The sequence below is a fragment of the Bradyrhizobium sp. genome (assembly GCF_028868675.1).
Lineage (GTDB): Bacteria > Pseudomonadota > Alphaproteobacteria > Rhizobiales > Xanthobacteraceae > Bradyrhizobium.
Map to the genome: position 1 here is coordinate 1 of NZ_JAGWUA010000252.1, position 5,777 is coordinate 5,777.

Genomic DNA, 5,777 nt, shown 5'->3' on the forward strand with positions numbered 1-5,777 from the left:
TTCTCGGCGTCTTCGCTTGCTGCGGTGCAGCGCCGCGGGCTCCGGAACTGAGGCCAAAAAGTGACGCATCTCGGCTCGATGATCGCGGTGCTCGCGCTGCTGGGGACGGCGACGGTAGCACGCGCCGCCCCTGCCGAATTGCCTGTGAGCGAAGTCGCTCCGGGAATTTTCGTGCACATCGGGGCAACTGCCCTGATGACCGCTGACAATGAGGGGGCGATCGCCAATGTCGGCTTCGTCATCGGCGACGACGCCGTCGCGGTGATCGACACCGGCGGCAGCGTGCGCGAGGGCGAGGCGCTGCTGGCGGCGGTGCGGGCGCGGACCGACAAGCCGATCCGCTACGTCATCAACACCCACGGCCATCCCGATCACGTCTTCGGCAACGCCGCCTTCGTCCGCGAGGGAACTGTCTTTGTCGGCCACAACCATCTGCCGCGGGCGCTTACCGCACGCGGGCCGTTCTATCTGGACAATTTCCGCCGCATCATGGGCAAGGACCTGATCGACCCCGTGAAGATCGTGCCGCCCACGCTGCTGGTTTCCGGCACTCTGACGCTCGCCCTCGGCACGCGCCGCCTGGTGTTGCGAGCGTGGCCCCCTGCGCACACCGACAGCGACCTCACGGTGCTGGATGAAACCACGAAGACCCTGTTCGCGGGCGATCTGGTCTTCCTCGGACACATTCCGGTGATGGACGGCAGCATCCGCGGCTGGCTCGCCGCGCTGGGAGAGCTCGAGGCCGTCCCGGCGCAGCGCGTCGTTCCGGGTCACGGTCCCGTGAGCGACTGGCCTGCAGCGCTCGCCGACGAGCGGCGTTATCTCACGACGCTGCTCGGCGACGTCCGCGCGCTGAACCGCAAGGGCGAGCCGATCCAGGCCGCCGCAGACCAGGCGGCAGCCAATGAACGCTCGCATTGGGACCTGTTCGACGATTATAATGCCCGCAACGCAACCGCGGCATTCTCGGAAATCGAATGGGAATAGCGGACGCACTACGCTCTGCCGCGATCACTGCTTCGCCTGCGCGAGGACGCGACCATGATCGGATTCCTTCTCCGCCTGCCTCTCGCCGCCGCCCTGTTCGGCGTCGTGCTCGCCGCGCCCGCACGCACTGAGGAGGCCTATGATCCCTGGCCGGGTCTCGTCCAGGACATCTTCAACAACCGTCCGATCAACGACGGCGGCGACGTCATCGGCATCGAGATGCCCTATCGCGCCGAGGACGCGGCGATCGTCCCGGTCACGCTGCGCACGAAACTGTCGCCCGGCGACGCCAGGCGCATCCGGTCGATCACGCTGGTGATCGACCGCAATCCCGCGCCGATGGCGGCGAAGTTCGAGCTCGGACCTGACGCCAACGTCTCGGAGATCTCGACGCGAGTGCGCGTCAACAACTATACCGACGTCCACGCCGTCGCCGAGCTCAGCGACGGCCAGCTCTACGCGTCCAAGACCTATGTGAAGGCGTCCGGCGGCTGCTCCGCGCCGGCGGCGAAGAATGCCGAGGAGGCACAGAAACGCCTCGGCCAGATGCGCTACCGCCAGTTTGCGAAGGCCGACGAGGTGCCCGCCAGCCGCATCCGCGAGGCGCAGATCATGATCGGCCATCCCAACAATTCGGGACTGCAAATGGACCAGGTGACGCAGCTCTACATCCCGGCCTTCTTCGTCAACCAGCTGCGGCTGTGGCAGGACGACAGCCTCGTGCTGGCGATGGAGGGCGGCATCTCGATCTCGGAGGACCCCAACATCCGCTTCACCTACGTCTCGAACGGCGCCAAGCGTTTCCGCGCCGAGGCCAGGGACACCGACGGCCACGTCTTCCGCAACGAATGGGACATCGACAAGCCGGGGATGTGAGCGGCTCTTGCGCCGTCATTCCGGGGCGGCTCAAAGAGCCGAACCCGGAATGACCGCATGGGCTAAAAACACCTCACCTCGGCTTCGGCCTGCGCGCGCCTCAACTCGTTGACGGCGGCGTTCGCCTGCTCGGAGCTGCGGAACTCGCCGCCGAGGTTGCCCTTGACCTGCGCCATGCTGAGCACCGTTTCCGCGGTGACGTAGCGCTCATAGGGCACGATCGAGGCCACCACGTCGATCGAGCAGGAGCACTGCTCGATCGCCTGCCGCGTCTCGCCATTCGCCTTCAGGCAGCCGAACACATATTCGGCGCGCGCGACCGTCGGGTAATCGTTGGCATCCTCCGCCTTCGCCGCCATCGCGGTTGCGGCCAGCACCGCCAGTGCGGCGACCATCGGTCGTAGCTGTCCCGCCAAACTCATGGCCGTCCTCCCGCTGGTTGCGACCAAATCCATGCTATGCGTATTCTCCGGAGAAGAACACGTTCGGGGAAGCGGCGCAAAGGCGATGGGACTTTTTGTTCGGACATTGGCGGTCGCGATCGGCCTCGTGCTGGCGCAAACGGCGGCCGGCCACGCGGCGGACACGATCCGTCTTGCGGTGCAGAAGACCGGAACGTTCTCCTGGGAGCTGGCCGCCATCCGCGCGCACGGCCTGGACAAGGAGGCCAATCTGTCGCTCGAGGTCACCGAGCTTGCCAGCACCGAGGCCGGCAAGATCGCCATGCGCGCCGGCAATGCCGACGTCATGCTGTCGGACTGGCTTTGGGTGTCGCGCGAGCGCGCGCTCGGAGCGAAACTGACCTTCTATCCCTATTCCAGCGCGCTCGGCGCGATCATGGTGCCGGCAGCCTCGCCGATCAGGACGCTCGCCGACCTGAAGGGCCGCAAGCTCGCGGTCGCCGGCGGGCCGATCGACAAGAGCTGGCTGCTGTTGCAGGCGCGGATGAAGCAGGACGGCATCGACCTGAAGACGGAGGCGAGCATCGTCTACGGCGCCCCGCCGCTACTGGCGGCGAAGGCGCTCGATGGCGAGATGGATGCGAGCCTCAATTTCTGGAATTTCTGCGCCCAGCTCGAGGCCAAGGGTTTTCGGCGCCTCGCCGGCATCGAGGACATCCTGCCAAGACTCGGCGCCAAGGGACCGGTCGGCGTGGTCGGCTACGTCTTCGATGAAGCCTGGGCCGCCGGCCACCGCGACACGGTGGCGCGCTTCATCGCGATGACCCGCAAGGCCAAGACCCTGCTCGTGACCTCGGACGCCGCCTGGGATGAAATCGCGCCCCTGACCGGCACGAGCGACGCCGCCCTGCTCGAGACCTATCGCAACCGCTATCGCGAGGGCATTCCCCGCCGCAGCATCGACGACGAAGAGGCCGACGCGCGCGTGCTCTATCGCGTGCTGGCCGAGATCGGCGGCCGCGACCTCGTGGGCTCCGCGCCGGAGCTCGATCCCGGCACCTTCTATCACGCCGTGACCGGAGACTGAGGTGCTGCGTCTCCTGTCGTTCGCCCTGTTTCTCGCGATCTGGTGGATCGCCGCGCTGTTCGCCGGCGGCGCCAAGCTGCCCTCGCCGCCCGCGGTGCTCAACGTGATCGTCGCGGAGGCCGCCTCCGGCGCGCTGTTCTTGCATCTCGGCGCGACGCTCGCGCGCGTCGCGCTCGCCTTCGTACTGGCGATGTCGCTCGGCAGCGCCCTCGGCTATTTGATGGGCCGGGTCAGGCTCGCCGACCGGCTCGGCGATCCCTGGCTGATCCTGCTGCTCAACCTGCCAGCCCTGGTGGTGATCGTGCTCGCCTATATCTGGGCCGGACTGACGGAGACCGCGGCGATCGCCGCCATCGCCATCAACAAGCTGCCGACCGCCGTCGTGACCTTGCGCGAAGGCACCCGCGCGCTCGACAGCTCCCTGGATGAGATGGCGACGGTGTTCGCGATGTCGCGCTGGCGCACCTTCCGGCATGTCGTGCTGCCGCAGCTTGCGCCCTACGTCGCGGCCGCCGCGCGCTCGGGGCTGTCGCTGGTCTGGAAGATCGTGCTGGTCGCCGAGCTCCTGGGCCGGCCGAACGGCGTCGGCTTCGAGATCGGCGTCGCCTTCCAGCTGTTCGACACGCCGCGGCTGCTCGCCTATTCGCTGACCTTTGCGGCCGTCGTGCTCGTCATCGAAACCCTGCTCGTGCAGCCGCTTGAAGCGCGGTCGACCCGGTGGCGCCCCCGTGCGGCTTGAGGTCGATATCACCGGCAAGACGTTCCGGAACGCGGCGGGCGAGGCGCACGAGGTGCTGGCGCCGCTGGCCTTCTCGCTTCGCCCGGGCGAGGTCGGCGTGCTGATCGGGCCCTCCGGCTGCGGTAAGAGCACGCTGCTGCGGATCATTCTCGGGCTCGATCGCGAGTTCGCCGGCCGCGTTTCGCGCCCGCCGGACGCCCGCATCGGCATGGTGTTCCAGGAGCCGCGGCTGTTGCCGTGGCGCACGGTCGAGCAGAACGTGCGGCTGGCCGTGCCCGGCGTCACCGACGAACGGCTCGCCGAGCTGTTCAGGATCCTGGAGCTGGAGTCTCATCGCGCCCACTATCCCGGCGAATTGTCGCTGGGACTCGCCCGCCGCGTGGCACTCGCCCGCGCCTTCGCGGTCGATCCGGACATCCTGGTGCTCGACGAGCCGCTGGCCTCGCTCGACGAGACCCTGGCCGGCCGGCTGCGCGACGAGATCGCCACCCTGGTCGGCCGCCGTCCGGTGATGACGCTGCTGGTGACGCACAGCCTGGACGACGCGATCCGCCTCGGCGACCGCCTGTTCTTCCTGTCGCCGCGCCCTGCCCGCATCGTGCGGGAGGTGCCGATCTCGATCCCGCGCGCCCGGCGCGGCGAAGCCGAGCTCGCCAGGATCAGGACAGAGCTGAGGGCGGCGCCGGCGAACCTTGAACCGAAATGAAAACCCGTGGTCAATGGACAGCGGACAACGTGACAGGGAGGTCACCATGCGCACGCTGACTGCCGTCGGCATTCTCTTGATTGCGATGCCGGGCGCGAGCCTCGCACAATCCAAGGGCAAGGGCGTCCGGCTGTGGAATCTGACGACCGCCACGATCTCCGGCTTCCAGCTCTCGCCGGCCGGCAAGAACGAGTGGGGAGCAAACCAGACCCTGAACGACAAGGACAAGGAGGTCGATCACGACGAGCGCTTGCGCATCACCGGGGTCGGGCCCGGCCGCTATGACGCCAAGGTCTCCTACCCCGATGCGCGGCAATGCTTCGTCCGCGACATCGAGATCAGGGCGGATGCCGTGTTCTCGATCGCCGACAAGGACCTGAAGGACTGCAACAAGTAGCGCGGGGGCTATACGACGGACCAGGTTGGGCGAGCGTCGGCGCGGTCGTGGGTGTGCGGGAATTCGCAGCGCCATCGCACCGCGGTCCACTTCGGATGCTCGCCGATCCACTGGGCGATATAGGGCGGGGCGGCCATGGAGCACTGCTGCGGCGAGCCGGCATAGGAAAATACCAGATGCTGCTCCTCGCAGGTCGCGGGCGAGAGCACCGCGCAAACGGTAATGACCAGGTCTATCGGGTTCATGTCCAAGATCCTTTGGAACCTCGCATCAGGAATACCACAGGGGCTTACGCCGGCCGCGGTGGGAAGTTTCAAGTCCGCGTGAAAGAGGCCGCGAAACCGGGCCGCGCCGGCCTAAAAATTGACGCCAAACAGAAGCCGGGCCTGATGGCGCTCGAAATTCACGAGGTCGAGATTGCCGCCGGAGCCCGCCGGGCGTCCCCAGGCCTGCACGCTCCAGCTCGCCGTCAGGCGCGTCCGTGGCGAGAGTTGGACATAGGCGGTCGGCCCGATGAACAGCGCCTGGCCGGCGAAGTCGCCGAGTCCGATCCCCTCATAGTGCCGGAGATAGCGCATCTCGCC

General features: G+C 67.4%; 8 protein-coding genes and 1 pseudogene. 6 read left to right on the forward strand and 3 right to left on the reverse strand.

From position 1 onward, the window contains the following. The first annotated feature begins 60 nt into the window (after nucleotides 1-60). Nucleotides 61-987 (forward strand): quinoprotein relay system zinc metallohydrolase 2, encoded by a 927-nt coding sequence (locus tag KGM94_RS22750; protein ID WP_300264337.1) that lies wholly within the window; start codon nucleotides 61-63, stop codon nucleotides 985-987. 54 nt (nucleotides 988-1,041) lie between these two features. Continuing rightward, nucleotides 1,042-1,863: a quinoprotein dehydrogenase-associated SoxYZ-like carrier gene (locus tag KGM94_RS22755; RefSeq protein ID WP_300264339.1), complete on the forward strand. Its 822-nt coding sequence runs from the start codon at nucleotides 1,042-1,044 to the stop codon at nucleotides 1,861-1,863. A gap of 62 nt (nucleotides 1,864-1,925) precedes the next feature. Here the strand turns inward: KGM94_RS22755 and KGM94_RS22760 are convergent, their stop codons facing one another. Continuing rightward, a complete protein-coding gene (locus KGM94_RS22760) occupies nucleotides 1,926-2,285 on the reverse strand; it encodes a hypothetical protein (protein WP_300264340.1) in 360 nt (119 codons plus the stop codon). Between the two features lie 85 nt (nucleotides 2,286-2,370). Between KGM94_RS22760 and KGM94_RS22765 the strand changes: the two genes are divergently transcribed. The 4 genes from KGM94_RS22765 to KGM94_RS22780 are packed head-to-tail and all read left to right on the forward strand — an operon-like array spanning nucleotide 2,371 to nucleotide 5,193. Beyond that, nucleotides 2,371-3,351, forward strand: a complete 981-nt coding sequence (locus KGM94_RS22765; protein ID WP_300264342.1) for an ABC transporter substrate-binding protein — start codon at nucleotides 2,371-2,373, stop codon at nucleotides 3,349-3,351. 1 nt (nucleotide 3,352) lies between these two features. Beyond that, on the forward strand, nucleotides 3,353-4,090 hold the full coding sequence (locus KGM94_RS22770) for an ABC transporter permease subunit (protein WP_300264344.1): 738 nt from the start codon (nucleotides 3,353-3,355) through the stop codon (nucleotides 4,088-4,090). Continuing rightward, a complete protein-coding gene (locus KGM94_RS22775; protein WP_300264346.1) occupies nucleotides 4,080-4,796 on the forward strand; it encodes an ATP-binding cassette domain-containing protein in 717 nt (238 codons plus the stop codon). The genes KGM94_RS22770 and KGM94_RS22775 overlap by 11 nt, the downstream gene beginning before the upstream one ends. Nucleotides 4,797-4,842: 46 nt before the next feature. Continuing rightward, entirely contained in the window at nucleotides 4,843-5,193 is a 351-nt protein-coding gene (locus KGM94_RS22780; RefSeq protein ID WP_300264348.1) for a hypothetical protein, read from the forward strand. Between the two features lie 8 nt (nucleotides 5,194-5,201). Here the strand turns inward: KGM94_RS22780 and KGM94_RS22785 are convergent, their stop codons facing one another. Together KGM94_RS22785 and KGM94_RS22790 are read right to left on the reverse strand one after the other, a co-directional pair. Continuing rightward, complete coding sequence (locus KGM94_RS22785) at nucleotides 5,202-5,438, reverse strand: hypothetical protein (RefSeq protein WP_300264350.1); 237 nt, start codon at nucleotides 5,436-5,438, stop codon at nucleotides 5,202-5,204. 111 nt (nucleotides 5,439-5,549) lie between these two features. Beyond that, nucleotides 5,550-5,777 (reverse strand): annotated as a pseudogene (locus tag KGM94_RS22790) (hypothetical protein); the annotation flags it as partial.